This window comes from Sorangium sp. So ce693 (assembly GCF_051521375.1).
Classification (GTDB): domain Bacteria; phylum Myxococcota_A; class Polyangia; order Polyangiales; family Polyangiaceae; genus Sorangium; species Sorangium atrum.
In genome coordinates, this window is sequence record NZ_CP150347.1 from 5,082,517 (window position 1) to 5,100,360 (window position 17,844).

17 protein-coding genes are annotated in these 17,844 nt (G+C 71.4%); 8 read left to right on the top strand and 9 right to left on the bottom strand.

Going from position 1 to position 17,844, the window contains the following annotated elements; genetic code table 11:
• Positions 1-54 precede the first annotated feature (54 nt).
• From WMF14_RS18965 to WMF14_RS18980, 4 genes are all read left to right on the top strand, one after another.
• Positions 55-2,826, top strand: coding sequence for a DUF2961 domain-containing protein (locus WMF14_RS18965; protein ID WP_437802781.1), 2,772 nt, complete (start codon positions 55-57; stop codon positions 2,824-2,826).
• Positions 2,827-3,066: 240 nt separating this feature from the next.
• Entirely contained in the window at positions 3,067-4,089 is a 1,023-nt protein-coding gene (locus WMF14_RS18970; protein WP_437802782.1) for an ABC transporter substrate-binding protein, read from the top strand.
• Between the two features lie 7 nt (positions 4,090-4,096).
• The gene (locus WMF14_RS18975; RefSeq protein WP_437802784.1) at positions 4,097-5,635 is read left to right on the top strand and encodes a sugar ABC transporter ATP-binding protein; all 1,539 of its coding nucleotides are present in this window, start codon (positions 4,097-4,099) and stop codon (positions 5,633-5,635) included.
• Positions 5,632-6,573, top strand: a complete 942-nt coding sequence (locus WMF14_RS18980; RefSeq protein ID WP_437802786.1) for an ABC transporter permease — start codon at positions 5,632-5,634, stop codon at positions 6,571-6,573. Before WMF14_RS18975 ends, WMF14_RS18980 begins: the two co-directional genes overlap by 4 nt.
• 46 nt (positions 6,574-6,619) lie before the next feature.
• Here the strand turns inward: WMF14_RS18980 and WMF14_RS18985 are convergent, their stop codons facing one another.
• From WMF14_RS18985 to WMF14_RS18995, 3 genes are read right to left on the bottom strand one after another with little or no spacing between them, the layout of a single operon-like run.
• Positions 6,620-7,426, bottom strand: a complete 807-nt coding sequence (locus tag WMF14_RS18985) for a phytanoyl-CoA dioxygenase family protein (protein WP_437802788.1) — start codon at positions 7,424-7,426, stop codon at positions 6,620-6,622.
• 45 nt (positions 7,427-7,471) lie between these two features.
• The gene (locus tag WMF14_RS18990) at positions 7,472-7,612 is read right to left on the bottom strand and encodes a hypothetical protein (protein ID WP_437802790.1); all 141 of its coding nucleotides are present in this window, start codon (positions 7,610-7,612) and stop codon (positions 7,472-7,474) included.
• A gap of 52 nt (positions 7,613-7,664) precedes the next feature.
• Positions 7,665-8,117, bottom strand: a complete 453-nt coding sequence (locus WMF14_RS18995; protein ID WP_272098632.1) for a hypothetical protein — start codon at positions 8,115-8,117, stop codon at positions 7,665-7,667.
• A 259-nt stretch (positions 8,118-8,376) separates the two neighbouring features.
• On the opposite strand from WMF14_RS18995, the gene WMF14_RS19000 reads away from it, so the two are divergent.
• Both WMF14_RS19000 and WMF14_RS19005 read left to right on the top strand, forming a co-directional pair.
• A complete protein-coding gene (locus WMF14_RS19000) occupies positions 8,377-9,543 on the top strand; it encodes a hypothetical protein (protein ID WP_437802792.1) in 1,167 nt (388 codons plus the stop codon).
• 101 nt (positions 9,544-9,644) lie between these two features.
• Positions 9,645-10,598 carry a hypothetical protein gene (locus WMF14_RS19005; RefSeq protein WP_437802796.1) on the top strand — a complete coding sequence of 318 codons (954 nt, stop codon included), beginning with the start codon at positions 9,645-9,647 and terminating at the stop codon, positions 10,596-10,598.
• Positions 10,599-10,615: 17 nt separating this feature from the next.
• On the opposite strand, the gene WMF14_RS19010 is transcribed toward WMF14_RS19005, so the two are convergent.
• The 4 genes from WMF14_RS19010 to WMF14_RS19025 all read right to left on the bottom strand — a co-directional run bounded on the left by WMF14_RS19010 (position 10,616) and on the right by WMF14_RS19025 (position 14,228).
• On the bottom strand, positions 10,616-11,200 hold the full coding sequence (locus tag WMF14_RS19010) for a hypothetical protein (RefSeq protein ID WP_272098638.1): 585 nt from the start codon (positions 11,198-11,200) through the stop codon (positions 10,616-10,618).
• Between the two features lie 70 nt (positions 11,201-11,270).
• Positions 11,271-12,281: an anion permease gene (locus tag WMF14_RS19015; RefSeq protein WP_437802798.1), complete on the bottom strand. Its 1,011-nt coding sequence runs from the start codon at positions 12,279-12,281 to the stop codon at positions 11,271-11,273.
• Positions 12,282-12,291: 10 nt separating this feature from the next.
• Positions 12,292-12,942: a DUF47 domain-containing protein gene (locus WMF14_RS19020; protein ID WP_272098642.1), complete on the bottom strand. Its 651-nt coding sequence runs from the start codon at positions 12,940-12,942 to the stop codon at positions 12,292-12,294.
• Between the two features lie 245 nt (positions 12,943-13,187).
• Positions 13,188-14,228, bottom strand: a complete 1,041-nt coding sequence (locus WMF14_RS19025) for an AraC family transcriptional regulator (RefSeq protein ID WP_437802801.1) — start codon at positions 14,226-14,228, stop codon at positions 13,188-13,190.
• Between the two features lie 222 nt (positions 14,229-14,450).
• On the opposite strand from WMF14_RS19025, the gene WMF14_RS19030 reads away from it, so the two are divergent.
• A complete protein-coding gene (locus WMF14_RS19030) occupies positions 14,451-15,419 on the top strand; it encodes an aldo/keto reductase (protein ID WP_437802804.1) in 969 nt (322 codons plus the stop codon).
• A gap of 178 nt (positions 15,420-15,597) precedes the next feature.
• Positions 15,598-16,362 (top strand): zinc-dependent peptidase, encoded by a 765-nt coding sequence (locus tag WMF14_RS19035; RefSeq protein WP_437802806.1) that lies wholly within the window; start codon positions 15,598-15,600, stop codon positions 16,360-16,362.
• 35 nt (positions 16,363-16,397) lie between these two features.
• Here WMF14_RS19035 and WMF14_RS19040 read toward each other — a convergent pair whose 3' ends face one another.
• On the bottom strand, positions 16,398-17,189 hold the full coding sequence (locus WMF14_RS19040; RefSeq protein ID WP_437802808.1) for a hypothetical protein: 792 nt from the start codon (positions 17,187-17,189) through the stop codon (positions 16,398-16,400).
• Positions 17,190-17,241: 52 nt separating this feature from the next.
• Positions 17,242-17,835: a hypothetical protein gene (locus WMF14_RS19045; protein WP_437802809.1), complete on the bottom strand. Its 594-nt coding sequence runs from the start codon at positions 17,833-17,835 to the stop codon at positions 17,242-17,244.
• Between the last annotated feature and the right edge of the window lie 9 nt (positions 17,836-17,844).

Genomic DNA, 17,844 nt, shown 5'->3' on the forward strand with positions numbered 1-17,844 from the left:
GGTGCCTCGCCGAGCCCGCTCCCCTGGCGTTGTTCGCGCCATTAGGTTTCGATCATGAACACCGGAAGCCTCAATGGGCGCGGCGCGGGCGCGTTCCTGGATCGCCTCGTCTCGAGCGCGGCCCGCCATCTCCTCGGCGCGTCCCTCGCCATCGCGCCGGGCGCCGCGTCGATCACGCCGGTGCTGGAGGATCTCCTCTCCTTTCATCCCGGGTGGATCACGCGGAGCGTGACCACGCATGACCCCGCAGGTGGCAACGATGATGGGTATCGCCCGGGGGTCGCGCTCGAGGGGGATCATCAGGTCCTGTTCCACGCCCGCGGGGAGGGGAGAATCGCGCGGATCTGGATGACCGCCCCCCGCGCGGAGCTCGAGAGGCCGGACCAGGAGATATGGATCGAGGTCGATGGACACACGGCGTTCCGCGGGTCGCCCGGCGATTTCTTCGGGGGTAGGGGCCCCTGGAAGTCGCCTCTCGTGCTCGACGTGGACGCGAGCTCGGGCGCATATACAAGCTACGTCCCCTTCGCCTGGTCGAGCGAGGCCAAGGTCCGCTTCCGGGGCGTTCCCATCTATTACCAGGTCACCTACCGCGAGGGCCCCGGGGCCGCGTCGGGACCGACGCCCGAGGCGCTCTCGCGGTTCATGACGGAGGACTGGACAGCCACCCTGCCTGCCCCGTCGCGCCGGGAGAGCCTGGACGCCAGCGCGCCGCTCGTCCTGGCGACAGGGCCCGCGACCGTATCAGGGGTCGACGTCCGGATCCCGGCGGGGAGCTTGAACGACCTGTCGGTGAGGATCGGCGGACAGACGCCCGTACCAGCGTCGTTCTTCTTCGGCCTCGCCAGCTCGGGCACCGACGCCGACGGCGGATGGACAACCTTCCGGAGCGCGCTGCACGCCGCGTGGACACCCGACGCCGCTGGGACCGCCAGGCTCGCGACGCGCCTGCCGATCCCGCTGGCCGAAGGGGAGGCGCTCTCGCTCGAGGCCGCGCCCGGGCAGGAGCTCGCGGGTGTGGAGGCGGCCGTCGACCTCGCGCCCGCCCGCCGAGGCGTGCGGCTGATCGCGCAATTCCGCGATCAGATGGCCCCCGGACGCGAGACGACGATGCCCCTCTTCGAGAGCGACGAGCCGCTCCAGCTCGTCGCGCTTCTCGAGGAGATCAGCGGCGGCCGGCCGAACGATCGGACGTACCTCGAGGGGGACGAGATGATCCGGACCGACGGAATGTCGCACCCGCTGCAGATGGGGACCGGCACCGAGGACTACTTCAATGGGGGCTTCTATTTCCTGGGCGCGCACAGCAACCCCTTCAGCGGACTGCTCCGCTTCCTCGTCATCGATCCCGAGGATGGATGGAGGAACGCCACGTTCGTCCATTCCCTGTACCGCCTGCACGTGGCCGATCCCATCGTGAGCCGCTCCGGTATGCGCTTCGGCATCGAGGCCGGGCCGACCGGCGCCTACACGCCGCTGCGGGTGCGCTCTCTGGGCCTCGCTTACGCATTCTCGGATCATCAGGTGATCGGTGAGCAGAAGGTCCGTGCGGCCGGGAGGCGGCGGCTGGTGCATTCGGCCGTCGACGCCGAGCGGCTGGAGCTCCGGCGGCGATCCTGGTCCAGCGAGGGGCGCAGGATCACCCGGATCGAGGTCGAATGCCCGTCCGATGCGCGCGGCCTGTTGCTGCTCCGCGCGTACTCCGCGGAGAGAGCCCCCCAGACGGCGCGCGTCAGGCTCGACGGGCGGGAGGTCGGCGTGCTCCACGAGATGCAGGCGAACCCTGTCCGGTCGCTCGCCGAGGACGCGCTCTGGATCGACCTCCCCCCCGGACAGTGCAGCGCAGGCAGGCGCCCGGTCCTGGAGATCGACGCGACACACTCCCAGGCGCCCTGGAGCGAACGGGGGTACACGCTGCGGTTCTTCTCCGGACCTCCCGCGCCTCGGCTCACCCAGGGGCCCGCGGTGAAGATCTTGGACACGGGGAGCCTCCCCGGGGGGCCGTTCTATGTGAACGATCACTCGATAATCCAGCTCGCCGATGGCCGCTGGATCCTCACCGGGATCTTTCACCTCGAGCCTTATCGACCTGACATGGAGCGCGAGTTCGTCCTCGCTACCGCGCCCGGACCCGGACCGGTGCGCTGGATGGAGTCCGTCTCACCGAGCCTCACGCTGGCCCCGGAGCGCTTCTCGATTCACGCCCTCTCTGACGAGCGCTGGATCTGGGCCCCGCACATGGTCGAGGACCGGGACGGCAGCCTGGTCATGATCTTTCATGTGGGCACGCACGACCCCGACCGATCCGGCTTCCGGATCGCGCGCTCGCGCGACGGCTTTACCTGGGGCCGCGAGGGGGGGACGCTCTTCGAGGAGTTCTGCGTCGCCCGCGATCCGATGCTCGCCCGGCTCGGCGATCTGTGGGTGGTGTACTATACGCGCTGCGCGTCGATCGAGTCGCCCCTGAGCGGCGTCGCCTACCGCACGTCGCTCGATCTCGTCCGCTGGAGCCCGCCGGCCATGGCGCTCACGCTCGGGCCGGAGACGGCGATGCGCAACAGCGGTTACACCGAGTCACCGTTCGTGTTCGAGCGGAAAGGGTGGTTTTACCTGGCGGTCACCAGCTATCCTGTCGATTACGACGCCACGTTCGTCTACCGCTCGCGCTCGCCGTTCGCGTTCCCGCCGCATGCGGTTGCCCGGCTGCGCGCCCACGCGGCCGAGTGGGTGGCGGAGGCGGGCGACTTCGAGGCGGGGCGCCTGTTCTTCACGCACGCAGGGGCCGGGAAAGGCGGCGTGTTTCTCCAGGAGCTCTTCGGCCTCTGAGCCGAAGGCCGCGCCGCCGGGCTGACTGAGCGGCGCCGTCCGACCCGGGTCGACCTGCGCGCGCGCTCGTCGGTTCGACCCGGGTGAATGACGGGCTGCACGCGAGCGTCGCGCTGGGATGAGCTTGCCTGCGCCGGGTGCAGCCGAGGACTCAGATGGTGCTTGTCGGACGGATCTGCGCGGACGACGTGCTTGCCCGCGCGAGCGTGGCAGCGATCCGTCGACTATCCTCTCGCGCCCATGAGCGTCCATGTCGTCGTGTGCGCGTTCGCGATTGCCGTCCTCGCCGCGTGCTCCAAGACGTCGTCATCGGCGACGACGTCGACGGATGCAGGCCCGGGCGCGACGGGCGGCGCGCGTCTCCGCATCGCCGTCGTGCCGAAGGGGACGACACACGAGTTCTGGAAGAGCGTTCACGCAGGCGCGGTGAAGGCCTCGCGTGAGCTCGATGTCGACGTCGTATGGAAGGGGCCGCTCCGGGAGGACGACCTCAAGGCGCAGGTCGATGTCGTCTCGAGCTTCGTCGCGCAGGGCGTGTCCGGCATCGTGCTCGCGCCGCTCGACGCCACGGCGCTGAGGGCGCCGGTGCGGGCGGCGGCGCAGGCGAAGATCCCGGTGGTCGTGTTCGACTCCGATCTCGCCAGCGACGATCACGTGAGCTTCGTCGCCACCGACAACGAGGCGGCCGGCAGGCTCGCCGGAGAGCACCTCGGCAAGGCGATCGGCGAGAACGGCAACGTCGTCGTGCTCCGTTACCAGGAGGGCTCTGCGAGCACGCAGCACCGCGAGAAGGGGTTCCTCGACGCGGTCCGCGCGATGCCCGGCGTCACGGTCGCGAGCGAGAACCAGTATGGCGGTGCGACCACGGAGTCGGCGTTCCACAAGAGCGAGAGCCTGCTGCTCGCGCAGAGGGCGGCGGAAGGGGCCGTCGCCGGGGTGTTCACGCCGAACGAGTCGACGACCTTCGGGATGCTGCAGGCGCTCCGCAAGACGAACGTCGCGAGGAAGGTGAAGTTCGTCGGCTTCGACGCGTCGGAGAAGCTCCTCGGCGCGCTGCGCGAGGGCGACATCGAGGCGCTCGTCGTGCAGAACCCGTTCAACATGGGGTACGTCGCGATCAAGACGATGGTGGCGCACCTCCACGGAGAGAAGGTCGAGGCGCGCATCGACACGGGCTCGCGCGTCGTCACGAGGCAGGACCTCGACGATCCGGCGGTGCAGGCGATCGTGAGACCCGACCTCGCCAGGTGGCTCGGGGAGTGAGCGGCTCGTGGGCGGAGAGCGCGCGCCCCTCCTCGAGGTGACGGGCCTCGCGAAGGCGTTCGGCCCGAACCCGGTGCTGCGCGACGTCTCGCTGCGGGTGGCGCCCGCGAGCATCCACGCGCTGCTCGGAGAGAACGGCGCGGGCAAGAGCACGCTGGCGCGCGTCCTGCTCGGCATGGAGCGCGCGGACGCGGGCGCGATCCTGCTCGGGGGGGCGCGGTACGCGCCGGCGTCGGCCGAGGAGGCGCGCCGCGCGGGCGTCGTCCTGGTCCCGCAGGAGCGGACGCTCTGCGCCCACCTCACGGTCGTCGACAACGTGGTGCTCGGGATCGAGCCGCTCGCGCGCGCGCGGCTCGGGATCCGGGACCGCTCGCGCGCGTGCGCCGTGGCGCGGGCGGCGATCGCGCTCGTCACCGCCGATCCGGGCCGCGTGCCGCTCGACGCGCGGGCAGGGGAGCTCGGCGTCGCCGATCAGCAGCTCGTCGAGATCGCGCGGGCGCTCGCGCAGGGCGGCCTCCGCGAGGACGGGCGGCTCGCGGCGCGGCTCCTCGTCCTCGATGAGCCGACATCGAGCCTCGGCCGGTCGGACGCCGTGCGCCTGTTCGAGCGCGTCCGCGCCCTGCGAGACGCCGGCCTCGCGGTGCTGCTCGTGACCCACTTCCTGTCGGACGTGCGCGCGCACGCCGATCGCTACACGGCGCTCCGCGACGGCCGCGTCGCGGGGGAGGGCGATCCGCGCGAGACCGAGCCGGCCCAGATCGTCCGCGAGATGCTGGGCCGCGCGCTTAACGACACGCGCGCGAGCGCCGACACGCGCGCGAGCGCCGAGACGCGCGCGGGCGCGGTGTCCGAGGCGGCGCGTCCGGCCGGCGGCGAGGTGGTGCTCGAGGCCGAGGGCGTCTCCGGCGTGAAGCGGCCGAAGCGCGCGTCGCTGACGCTGCGCCGGGGGGAGATCCTTGGCATCGCCGGCCTCGTCGGCTCGGGGAGGACGGAGCTCCTCCGCATCCTGGCGGGGCTCGATCCCAGGCGCGGCGGGACGGTCGCGCTGCGCGCTCCTCGCGGGATCGGCCTGCTGAGCGAGGATCGCGGCGGGGAAGGGCTGATGCTCGGCCGCTCGCTCGCCGAGAACGTCTGGCTCTCGCCGCGCGCTCCGCGCTTCGCCCGGCCGAGGTCGCTCCTCACGGAGGGGGCGCGCTGGATCGAGAGGCTCGCGATCCGCGCACGAGGGCCGGAGCAGCGCGTCGGCGAGCTATCGGGCGGCAACCAGCAGAAGGTCCAGATCGCGCGGCTGCTCCGCGAGGACGTCGACGTGCTGCTCGTCGACGAGCCGACGCGCGGCATCGACGTGGCGAGCAAGGCGCAGGTGCTCGCGCTGCTCCGCGAGCTCGCGCGCGCCGGCAAGGCGATCGTGCTCGTGTCGAGCCAGCTCGACGAGCTCGTCACGACCTGCGATCGCATCGCGGTCCTCCGCCGGGGGACCCTCGACCCGCCGCGGCCCGCGTCGTCGTGGACCGAGGCGTCGCTCCTCCTGGAGGCATCCTCGTGAAGAAGCGTCCGCCGTGGGTGGGCCCGCTCGTCGCGCTGCTGCTCGTCTACGCGCTCTTCGCGGCGCTGACGCCCGACACGTTCCTGCGCAGCCAGAACCTGCTCACGATGGCGCGGCAGACGGTGGTGGTCGGCATCTGCGCCGTCGGCATGACGCTCGTCATCGCGACCGGCGGGATCGACCTCTCCACCGGCTCGCTCGTCGCGTTCACGACGGTCGTCCTCGCGAAGCTCCTGCGCGCGGGGGTGCCGGCGCTCCCGGCGGCGCTCGTCGCCGCGGCGGCGGCGGGCCTCGTGGGCGCCTTCGTCGGGACGCTCGTGGGGCGGGCGCGGATGGTGCCCTTCGTCGTGACGCTGGGCACGATGAGCGCGCTGCGCGGCGCCGCGAAGGGGCTCGCGTCCGAGCAGAAGATCGACGCGGATCCGCGCGGGCTCGACGCGCTGCTGTCGTCCGACCTCGCCGCGCCGGGGCTGTGGGTGACGGCGGCGCTGGCGATCCTGGTCTTCGCCGTGCTCCTGTTCACGCGCTTCGGGCGGCACGTGTTCGCGGTCGGCAGCAACGAGGCCGCGGCGCGCCTGTGCGGCATCGACACGGGGCGCGTGAAGATCGCTGTGTACACGCTGTCGAGCCTCCTCGCCGGCGTCGCGGGGGTGATGGAGTTCGCGACGCTGACGGTGGGCGACCCGACCGACTCGATCGGCCTGGAGCTCGAGGTCATCGCGGCCGTGGTCATCGGCGGCGCGCCGCTCTCGGGCGGCGAGGGGAGCGTCGCGGGGAGCGTGATCGGGGCGCTGCTCATCACGGTCATCCGGACCGGCGGCGTCCACCTCGGGTTGCCGAGCTGGGTGCAGGAGATCGCGACGGGCGCGATCATCGTGGTCGCCGTCGCCGTCGACCGGGTGCGGCGCGCGCGCGGGGCACGCGCTGCCGCGGGCTGACGGTGCTTCGCCGCGCGCGGCCTGCGCGTCGCGGCGTGTCCGATGCTCACGGATCCCGGCGCAGCGCCGCGCGGATGGCTTGCTCGACCGGAGAGCTCTCGCCGTCTTCGCGATCGAGCCGCAGCGGTTCGGTCGGGAGCAGGGGCGGCTGGGCCATGAAGCGTGGGCGCGTGCCGCGGTGCGGCTGCGCTGAGTGGACCAGGAACGGATGGCACAGGTAGACCGTTCCCGCCTCGCCGGTCGCAAGCACCTGCGGTCGGTGGGCCGTCTCGGCGAAGCCGTTCGCGGCCAGCTCACGCAACGTCAGCCCCGGCTCGCCCGCCGGCGCGAGCTGCCTCGCGATGTCCAGGTGGGACCCCGCCCGGATGCGCGTCGGCGCGTCGGATTCGCCGACATCCGAGAAGAGGAACAGCATGAGCAGCGCGCGGCCGCGCGACGCGACGTTCACGCGCCACGACATGAAGTCGGGGTTCTCGGTGCCGAAGCTCACGTCGACGTGCCAGCCCGCATCTCCCGGATCATCGGGCGACGGAAAGCGAACGGGCCAGGTGCCGAGCGCTTTCTGCGGTTGCCAGCGCCCGCGGCCGACAAGCTGATCGAACGCGGAGTGAAGCACTGGCGTGTTCGCGGCGTCAGCGAACGGTCGCTGGCCGTACATCCCGAGTCGAACGACCGGCTTCGTCCAGGTCTTCGGATCCTGCGGATCCATCCCGGTGTCACGCCACAGGATGGCGCGGCCCTCGTCGGCGAGGGCCCGCGGGAACGCCGCGTCGATCCGGACGAATCCATCGGCGATGAAGCGCTCGATCTGTTGATGGCTCAGCTCGACCATGGCGTGCGGGCCAGTCTGCATGGCCGCTCCCGAGGGGGCAAGCGGGTTAGGTCGGGCTCGCCTGGATCAGCCGCCGGGAGGCGGGCCCATGCCGCCGGGCGGCCCTCCCATCCCGCCTATCGAGCAGAGCTCGTCCGCGAGCGAGGAGCGGATCACGGGCGTCTTCCAGGCGAGCAGCGATCCGTCCGCCGGCTGTTCGGCCGACATCGCTTACCGCGCGGCCGAGCTCCACGGCTCCAGCCTCGATTTGCGGCCGTCTTCAGGGGATCTGCACCTCGGTGGAGCCGATCTTCTTCGGATCGTTCGGCTCGTTGATGTTGTCCCAGCGGCGGTACAGCTCGACGCCCAAAGCCCCCTTGCTCAGGCCCTTGATGGCCATACCGATGTCATAGCGGCAGTCGCACCCGGCCACGGCCCCGGGGTCCATGTCCACGGGCTGCACGAGCACATCCACCCTGCTGCCGGCGATCCGGACGAACCCCTCCACCTCCTGGTCGCATCGGAACTGCGCGGCGCGGTACTCGAGGCGAACAGCGCCGCGCTCGGGCGTCGCCACGAGCGCCTCCTGCACCGTGTCGTCGTACGCGCCCGCCTTGCACTCGCTCTGGGTGAGGCCCTCGATCGCCTCCGCATCCTCCCAGCCCTCGGGCAAGTCCGCCCCGCCACAGCCGACCACCAGGAGCGCCGCGACCATCCACGCCTTGTTTTGCATCTCGTCCCTCCGGTGAGCGCGCATTGCAACGTGTGTGCCTGGTGTGTGCCCGCAACCTCACGGGGCGCAGCGGCTGATCTCGGGGGACATCCGTGTCGCGGGTGTGCCATGGGCTCTTCGGTCGCCGTGGGATCGATGAGCGGACCGCCGCACGACGGAGGTACCCTGCGATGATGCTGGCGACTGGCCACGCGAGGAGCGACCGGCCCGAGAGGTGTCCACGCCGCTGAGCAACGACCATTGGATCGAGGAGGGCGTGATGCGGCGATCGCTGGGGCTGATCTTGTGCTTGTCGATGGCGACCGTGGTTGCGGCTTGCGGGGACGACCAGCATGGGGGTGACGGGGGGACGGGCACCGGTGGCGCCGGAGCGACGAGCTCCTCGGGAGCCGGCCCGGGCTCGGGCGGCTCGACGCCGGAGCCTCCAGCGCACGAAGGCGGCGGCCCCGCGGCAGGCAACCCGGATGGCAGCTGCGCTGTTCCGGACGAGGCTCAGGCCGTCGACACCTCGTCACCGAAGACGGTGATCGGCGACGGGACGCCCGAGAGCTGCACCTCCGAGGCGGTCGTCAGCGCCGTCGCGGCCGGCGGCATCATCACATTCGACTGCGGCCCGGAGCCGATCACCATCACGCTCGAGGAGACGGCGAAGATCTTCAACGATACCGGCCCCGAGATCGTGATCGACGGCGGCGGGCTCGTGACCTTGAGCGGCGGCGGGAAGCGGCGGATCCTCTACATGAACACCTGCGACGAGGCGCAGGTCTGGACGACGCCGAGCTGCGACAACCAGGACCACCCGCGCCTGACGGTCCAGAACCTCACCTTCCTCGGGGGCAACTCGACGAACGATGACGACGAGGGCGGCGGAGCCATCTTCGCGCAGGGCGGGCGCCTGAAGGTCGTCAACTCACGCTTCTTCAACAACACGTGTGATCCGACCGGCCCCGATCTCGGCGGCGCGGGGATCCGGGCGTTCATGCAGTACAACGGCCTTCCGCTCTACGTGGTGAACAGCACCTTCGGCGGCGCCGAGGGCTACGGGAACGAGTGCGCGAACGGCGGCGGCATCAGCAGCATCGGCGTCTCCTGGACGGTCATCAACAGCCTGTTCTCCCACAACCGCGCGCTCGGCAACGGCGGCAACCCCGCGATGGCCGGGACGCCGGGCGGCGGCAGCGGCGGGGCCATCTACAACGACGGCGACACGATGACGCTCACGCTCTGCGGGACCCGGATCGAGCGAAACGAGGTGAACGCCCACGGGAGCGCGATCTTCTTCGTGAGCAACGATCACTCCGGAAACATCGTCATCGACCGGTCGGTGATCACCAACAACATCGGCGGATCGTGGTACCCGACCTATCCGCAGATCTCGAACCACGACGACACGCCGATCATGGTCACGGCGTCGACCATCGAGTGAGCGCGGCCGGTCGCGCCCGGCGGACGCCGCCGGCCGGGCGGCGCCGGCTGCCCGACCCGGGTTGCCGGTCACACTCTGCCGCCGCCGCGCGATGGAGGGGGATGCCGAACCGCCGCTCGCCCCCCGGACCGCATCCCCTGCTCGCGCTCGCGCTGGCCGCGGCGCTGACCGCGCCCGCCGCCCCCGCGCGCGCCGAGACCTGCGCCGCCACCGAGGGCCAGGCGCTCCCGGACGCGCTGCCGATGCGCGACTTCGCCGTCCGCCTCGGCGAGCGCATCGACGCGTGCGCCGCCGATGCGCGGCGCCTCGACGCCGAGCGCTTCTGCGCCGAGCACGGGCTAGAATGCAGCGCCGGGCGGGTCCGCGACTACGTGCGCGTCCGGACGCTCTTCGAGATGACGCGCGACGGCGGTCCGTTCCGGCTGCGCTGGAGCATCACCGATCGCAACCCGACCGCCTGGCACATCTGGGCCGCGTGGAGGCAGAGCCCTCCGCTCGCGTCGTCGGCCGGGCCCTCGGCGACGGCGGAGTGCGACGAGCTCTCGGCGCTCTTCGCCGGGCTCGCGCGCCGGCTCGACGTCCGCGGGGTCGGCCTCTTCTGGCCGACGTGGAACCACACGATCGCCGCGTGGGACGTGGCCCCGTCCGTCCGCGTGCTGGTGCCGACGTCGCAGATCTTCCTCGCGTGCGACGCGACGTTCGATCGGACCACGTTCCTGCCGTCGAAGCAGCGCGTCGTCTACGAGCTCCGCCTGACCGACGCGCTCGACAGCGTGCCCGTGCCGCGGCCCCTGGCGACGTTCCTGCTCGATCAGGTGGCGCACTACGCGGGCGCGTCGCTCGACGTGCTCGCGATGATCCGGACGCACCGGGCGCTGCGCTACGGATCGAGCGTGCCCGCGTCCTGCGGTGAGGGCGCCGCCGAGGCGGCGAAGGAGCTCCGCGCGCGGCCGCTCTCGCCTGCAGACCGCCGGGCGCTCGCGCGCTACGGAGCGACGGAGCTAGGGCTCGCCGCGCCGTCGGCCGAGGCGGCGCTCGCGCAGATCGCGCGCTGAGCGCGCCTCGCGAGCGTTCAGTCCTCGCCCCGGACCCGATGGCTGATGTACATCGCCGTCAGCTTGCCGAGCTGGCTCGCCGCGTCCCGCGCGCGACCTCCGCTCGACGGGTTGAGCAACGAAGCCGGCGACTTCGCCTCGATCAAGAACTCGTCGAACACGCGCCCTGCCGGATCGGTGAGCTGCACCGTCGCCTTGAGGAGCGTGTCCATGTTGAAGACGCCGGTGAAGACGCCGGGCTCGTAGAACGTCACGTTGGCGCGGATGAAGAACGGCGCGTCCGCGGCGCTCCTCGCCCTGACGACGATCGCGTCCTCCGACGCTGCCTTCTCGACGAGCGCCTCGGTGAACGCCTCGTTCATCGCCGACTTGTCCTCCTGCCAGCTCTGCCGCTGCTCGGCGTCCTTCTCCGCCATCCAGTCGGCCTCGGAGCTGTTGCCGACCTGGAGGGCGTTGAACGCGATCGGGACGACCCCGAAGCGCCCCTGGCCGTAAAACGGGTTCGGCATGGCCTGACGGGAGGTCTTCCAGGGATGCCCGCACGCGGCGAGCAGGGGAGTCAGGCAGAGCATCAGAATCCAGAGCGCATGGCGACGGTGCACGGAGGGGCCTCCTTGGAAAGCGAACAGCAGTGTCAGCAGTGTCAGCAGTGGCGACGCGGCGCCTCGACGCTCAACCGCCGAGGATCGACGAGAGCCCGCGGTAGCAGGCCCACGCCACCACGGCGCTCACAGGGATGGTGAGCACCCAGGCCCAGAGGATGCGCGTGGTCACGCCCCAGCGCACCGCGCTCACCCGCTGGCTCGCGCCCGCGCCCATGATGCAGCCGGTGATCACGTGCGTCGTCGACACCGGCATCCCGAGGAACGACGAGGTCAAGATGGTCGCCGCCGCGCTGGTCTCGGCCGCGAAGCCATGAATCGGCTTGAGGTCGATGATCTTGGTGCCCATGGTCTTGATGATCCGCACCCCGCCCGCCGCCGTGCCGAGGGCCATGGCCGTCGCGCAGGCGAAGACCACCCAGAGCGGCACGTGGAAGTCGCCGTGACCCGCAGGGATCACGCCGTACGCGACCAGCGACATGGTGATGATGCCCATCGTCTTCTGGGCGTCGTTGCTCCCGTGCGAGAGCGCCATGAAGCCCGCGGAGAGCATCTGCAGGGTCCGGAAACGCCGATTGACCACCGCCGGCCGGGTGCGCCGGACGATCCAGAAGATGGCGATCATCCCGAAGAAGGAGATCACGAACCCCACGAGGGGGCTGATGACCAGGCTCTTGACCACCTTCAAGAGCCCCGCGCCCTGCACGGCCGCGGTGCCCGCCCGCCCGGCGCCCGCGCCCACGAGCCCGCCCACGAGGGCGTGAGACGACGACGACGGGATACCGAAATACCAGGTGAAGAGGTTCCAGAAGATCGCGCCCACGAGGGCGCTGAGCACGACCACCTGGGTCACCGCGGAAGGGACGATGAGCCCTTTCCCGATGGTGCTCGCCACCGCCGTGCCGGTGAGCGCGCCCCCGAAGTTGAACAGCGCCGCGAGCATCACGGCGGTGCGGATGGGGAGGACACCGGTGCTCACCACCGTGGCAATGGCGTTGGCCGTGTCGTGGAAGCCGTTGATGTAATCGAAGACGAGCGCGACCACGATCACGAGGGTCAGCGTGACGAGGAGAGTGTTCATGGCGCGCCCCTCAGGCGTTCTTGATCACCAGCGCCTCCAGCGCGTTGGCGACGTCATCGCAGGCGTCGAGCGTGTTTTCGAGCCCCTCGAGGAACTCCTTGTGCTTGATGAGGTGGATAGCGTCCTTCTCGGTGTTGAAGAGGTCGACGATCGCCGAGCGGAATATCTGATCGCCGTCGTGCTCGAGCTTGGCGATGGCCTTGCAATGTCGGTTGATCTCGGCGACCCGCTTCATCCCCCGGAGCAGCTTGACGGCGCTGTGGATCTCGCTGCACCCCTCCAGGATCTTGGCGGCGAGCTCCTGGCTCGCCGGCGGGAGATCCTCCATGGCGTGGACCACGACGCGCATCATCGTGGAGTGGACGCGATCGGAGACGTTCTCGAGGTCGGTCGCGAGGGCGTAGATGTCGGAGCGATCGAGCGGCGTGACAAACGTCTTGTTGAGAGCGTCGTAGACGTCGCGGATCACCGCGTCGGCCGCGTGCTCGATGTCGGTGATGCGCGAGACCAGGGCTTGCCTCTCGCTGGCGCTCCGGGCGCTGCAGCACTCCGAGAGGACGTTGGCGCTCTGCAGGGCGCAGTCGGCGCCCCGCTCGAGCAAGTCGAAGAAGTGCTCTTCACGAGGTAAAAGCGATTTGATGACCCGATCGAGCCACATCATGCACCTTTCTTGGCGGGCGGGCGCATCCTAGCACGAGGACGTGACGCTCGATGGGGGCGCTTCGCGCCGGGCAGCCGCCACGGCGGGCTGTGTAAGGTCTTACCGAAGCGTTGTGTAGGGGGGCAGGAAAAATTCGCCCTCGTGTCCATCGTCATGGGCGTCCCGAGCGGGAACGTCGGCGGCCGCGGTGGCTCGGGGCCGGCGCGGCCGGGCGCCGCTCGACGCCGCTTCCACGCCGGAGCAGATCAGCGGCGGCGGGACCACGCGCCGGGCGGCACGCCGTTCCAGCGCTTGAACGCGCGGGTGAACGCGGCGACGTCCGTGAACCCGACAGCGAACGCCGCCTCGGTCACGGTCGCGCGGTGCGCCGCGAGGAGCTCCTCGGCCATCGCGCGCCGCGCGTCGTCGACGATCGCCTGGAAGCTCGTCCCGCGCTCGGACAGGCGGCGCTGGAGGCTGCGCGCGCTCTGGCCGACGGCGCCCGCGACGCGGTCGAGCGTGGCCTCGCCCTGCGGGATCGCCGTGCGCAGCTCGCGCCGCACGCGCGCGAGCACGTCCTCCTCGGCGCGCGGGAGCACGCGGTGCTCGCCCGCGGGCAAGCCGAGCGCGCGCTCGAGCTGCTGGGCGAGGAGCGCGAAGAGCATCGGGTCGGTGGTGCTCATCCGCGCGTCGAGCACCGCCCTCGGGTACTCGACCTCGGCGCGCGGCTCGCCGTAGCGGATGGGCGCGCGAAAGACGCTGCGCGCGAGCGCGTCCTCCGCGGGCGGCGGGCGCACGAGGCGGACGACCGTGGGCTCGCGGGGGGGCGTCGCGGCGCGCCGGAAGCGCAGGACGGTGGTCGCCGCGAGGTAGTCCCACACAGCGCTCGGGGCCGTGTGGCCCGGCGCGAGCGCGAAGCGGAACGTCACGTGGGCCGGCCCCTCCTCGAACGTGTGCGCGGCGGCGTCGTGGATGAGCCGCTGGAAGCGCAGGAACGCCCGCACCGCGCCGCGCACGTCGCCCGCGCTCGCGAACGTGTACTCGACGAGCGACTGCGGCGCGGCGTCGACGAGCACCGCGGCGCGCACGCCGAACGACTCGTCCGCAGCCGAGAGCGCGGCCCACGCGCGGCAGAGCTCGTCGTGCGTCACCCGCGCGTCGGGGCGGCCGAGCACCGCAGGGTCGACGCCGACGCGCGCGCACACCTCGGGCGGCGCCATGCCGTCGCGCTGCGACGCGGTCACGACCGCGATGCCGAGCGCCTGCGCGAAGACCGTGGCCGGCTGGGTCGCGGGGCGCGGGGTCACGGAGGAGGAGCCAGGGTTTCTGCGAGGGGCGGCGGCGTCAAGCGGCGTTCCGCCTGGCCCGCCCTTGGCTCACGGTTTGCAGACTCTGCAGATGCAGATTGCGGGGCGCCCAGCGCTGCCGCGAATCACGCGTCTTGTGTGTGGCGCGTAATACAAACATCCCTCGCTCAGCGGCGCAGCCAGCCGCCGCGACCAGCTCGTGTTCGCTCTCGGAGGAAGACCATGACCGATTTGCCCACTCGCCTGCTCGGACGCACCGGCGTCCGCGTCACCACCCTCGGTTTCGGCGCCATGGAGCTGCGAGGCGCCCCGCGGGGCCCTGAGCTCTCGGATCAGGAGGCGGAGCGCATCCTGAACGACGTGCTGGACTCCGGGATCAACTTCATCGACACCTCCATCGATTACGGTCGCAGCGAGGAGCGGATCGGGCGCTTCCTCTCGCACCGCAGGCACGAGTACTTCCTGGCTTCGAAATGCGGGTGTGTGGTCGGCGGAGCCCAGGGCGAGCACGTGCACACGGCGCAGAACATCCGGCACGGCGTGGAGAACAGCTTGCGCCTGCTGAAGACGGACCACCTCGATCTGGTGCAGTTTCACCGGAGCCTCACCCGGCAGGAGTTCGAGCAGGACGGCGCCCTCGAAGAGGCGCTGAAGCTCAAGAGCGAGGGGAAGGTGCGCTTCCTCGGCGTCTCCGGCACGCTGCCCAACCTGGTCGAGCAGATCGAGCTCGGCGTCTTCGACGCCTTCCAGATCCCGTACTCCGCGCTGCAGCGCGAGCATGAAGAGGTGATCAGCAAGGCCGCCCAGGCCGGCGCCGGGACGATCATCCGCGGCGGCGTGGCGCGCGGCGCGCCCACCGATTGGCAGCGCACGAATACCATGCTGCCGGGCACCACGATGCAGGACCGGTGGGAGCGAGCCAGGCTCGACGAGCTGCTCGATGGCCAGACCCGGATCGAGTTCACCCTGCGCTTCACGCTGTCGCACCCGGGACTCAGCACCACGATCGTCGGGACCCGGGACCCGAAGCACCTGCGCGACAACCTGGAGTTCGCGAAGAAGGGCCCCCTGCCGAGCGAGGTGGTCGCCGAGGCGAAGCGGCGCTTGACCCAGGCGGGATCGACGCCGGAGGCCGTGCCCGCGACGGGCGTACGCGCGGCCGGCGCGGCGCAGGCGACGGCGCAGGCGTAGGCGTAGGCGCAGAGCCGGCTCTGACGAACTGCCGCAGGCGGCACGCCTGCTGCGCGGCGGCCCCTCGTTGCTGCCATGGCAGCAGCCGGTGGTGGTCCGCTGCTGCGGTACGGGCACTCCGAGAGGGCCGCTCACCGCTCTTCCGATGGCGCCAGGCGAGCGGGTAAGGTGGTCGTCGATGCTGGCCTTCCTCAGGAAGCGGCGGCGCGACGCCGTCCGCCGCGAGCCCTTTCCGCCCGCGTGGCGCGAGATCCTCGACCGGAACGTGCCCTGCTTCAGCCGCCTTCCGGCCGAGGACCAGCAGGAGCTCCTCGGGCATATCCAGGTCTTTCTGGACGAGAAGCCGTTCGAAGGGTGCGGCGGCCTGGAGATCACCGACGAGATCCGGGTCACGGTGGCGGCCCAGGCGTGCCTCCTCCTCTTGCACCGCGAGACCGACTACTACCCTGAGCTCGAGGTCGTGCTCGTTTACCCGAGCACCTACGTGGCCCGCGGCCGGGAGGTGCGGGAGGGGGGCATCGTCGTCGAGGGCGATCGCGCGCGGCTCGGAGAGTCGTGGTCGCGGGGTTCGGTCGTGCTCGCGTGGGACGGCGTGCTCGCGGGCGCGGCGGACATGAGCGACGGTCACAACCTCGTGCTCCACGAGTTCGCGCACCAGCTCGACCAGGAAGAAGGCCCCGCCGACGGCGCGCCCGAGCTGCCCGAGCGCTCGATGTACGCGGCGTGGGCGCGCATCCTCGGCCGCGAGTACGAGCGCCTCCTCCGCGACGAGGCGACCCTCAAGCGCACGGTCATCGATCCGTACGGCGCGACGAACCCGGCCGAGTTCTTCGCTGTCGTCACCGAGGCCTTCTTCGAGAAGCCTCGGAAGCTCAGGGCGAAGCACCCGGAGCTCTACGAGCAGCTGAAGGCCTTCTACTGCCAGGACCCGGCCGACCGGTAGCGGCGCCGCCCGCCTTCGCCGTCGCCGCGTTCGACTTACGCCTGGACGCACACGCCGGCCGCGGAGCAGACGCAGCATTCTCCGCACCCGCCGCTGTTCACGCAGTCGATGCACCTGCCGGCGCCGTCGCACTGATCTTGCAGGGAGTTGCAGAAGGTGCCCGCCGGCGCGGGCTGCGCCGCGCAGAGACCGTTATCGCAGGTGTACCGGAGGCATTCCGTCGAGGCGCCGCACTCGGCGTCACGCGAGCACTCGGCCGGCACGCAGTTGCCAGCGTCGTCGCAGCGTCCCGCCGGGCAGGACCCTGGCTGGGGCGTGTGCTTGGGTGTCGTCCCCACGCAGGTGTCCGACGTGCACGGGTTGTGATCGTCCTCCGGCTCATCGGCGGCGACGGCGACCTGAGCGCCGCGCCCATCGCAGAGGAGGCGCTGGCAGTCGTCCGCCTTCGGCGCGATCTCGGTCCCTTCGGGCAGCGGCGCTGTGCCGCACCTTCCGGCGACGCACGCCGGGACCTGGCAGGGCTCTGCCGGGGCAGGGCAATCCGATGGCCCCGTGCAGCTGCCGCCGGAACCGGCGCTCGACACAGCGTCGCTGCTCGACGCGGCGCCGCTGCTCGACGCGGCGCCGCTGCTCGATGCGGCGTCGCTGCTCGCCTCGCCCGCGGCGGCGCCACCTGTCCCGCCGGCGCCGCCGCCCCCGCCGACGAAGCGGCGCTCCTCGACGCTGCACCCGACGAGCGCCGCGAGCACGAAGAGCTGAAGGAGAGCCGACGACGTGCCGCCGGCGCGCCGACACGGACCCGATGCCGAGGCGGGAGACGACCCCATGCGCCGCATCATAGAGCAGGCGCTGCCCGACGGCGAAGCGCGTGACCGTCGATCATCCACCCGGGCAGGGCGCGCCGGCGCGGGCCCAGGTCTCCCATGCAGCGACGAACTCGGCGCGCGGCGTCGGGATGGGCGTGCGGCCAGCGCCAGGGTTCCAGCCCCAGGTCACGAGGGGATCGTCGAGGTGGACGCGCAACGCCGCCATGTCCTTGCCGCCATTGCGCTTCGGATCCTTGATCTGCTCGCACAGGGCGCCCGGCGCGACACCGACGAACACCATCGGCATCTCGGGCGGCGGCATGTGCCAGCCCTTCGAGACGCCCGGCGGCACGTGCACGCCAAAGCTGTTCGGCGGGTTGGTCGGCCCGTGGCACGTCGTGCACTCCGCGCCTGGCATGCCGTGGCCCTTGGGGCCGCGGAGCACGAACTGCGTGTGCAGGCGGCCCTCGTCGCCCTGGAGCGGCACGTCGCCGGCGGGGTGACAGTTCTGGCAGCGAGGGTGCTGGAGGACGCCGCGCACGGTCTCGAACGCAGCGAGTGCGGTCTCGCGGCTGACCGGCGACGGCGAGGGCGCCTGCGAGGCCCCGGGCGTCTGTCCCCCGCACGCGGCGAGGAGAGAGGCGAGGACAAGAGAGGATCGGATCATGGTCAGTTC